Genomic DNA, 576 nt, shown 5'->3' with positions numbered 1-576 from the left:
AGCATCAAGCGCAGGACTCCACTTGTCAAACTTATAGCCATCTTTTGCTATTGTGGCTGGAGCGCTGTCTTTTAAGTCTGCAAGTGTCTTATTAGCTGACTTCAAGACATATATCGTGTTTTTAGCATCTACGGTGCCTTTAGCGGTGTCTTCTGACTCAAATGTTACTGTCCAATATTTGCTTGTGTCTGGGTTCTTTCCATCTGGCTTTGTTGGGTCTTTTGGACCTACCACGCCATCTAGAGCAACAAAGTTTGCCGTAATGGTCATATTTTTATCGATAGCGGTAGCAGCATCAAGCGCAGGACTCCACTTGTCAAACTTATAGCCATCTTTTGCTATTGTGGCTGGAGCGCTGTCTTTTAAGTCTGCAAGTGTCTTATTAGCTGACTTCAAGACATATATCGTGTTTTTAGCATCTACGGTGCCTTTAGCGGTGTCTTCTGACTCAAATGTTACTGTCCAATATTTGCTTGTGTCTGGGTTCTTTCCATCTGGCTTTGTTGGGTCTTTTGGACCTACCACGCCATCTAGAGCAACAAAGTTTGCCGTAATGGTCATATTTTTATCGATAGC

General features: G+C 43.1%; 1 protein-coding gene. It reads right to left on the bottom strand.

The window, feature by feature from the left end; genetic code table 11:
• Positions 1-576, bottom strand: a 576-nt coding sequence (locus tag AC1DBT_RS05925; RefSeq protein WP_480019004.1) for an InlB B-repeat-containing protein, incomplete at both ends; no start/stop codon positions are given.

The sequence above is a fragment of the Fannyhessea sp. C0108B2 genome (genome assembly GCF_056583915.1).
Note: the sequence above shows the minus strand (reverse complement) of the source record. Positions and strands in the feature narration are given on the sequence as shown.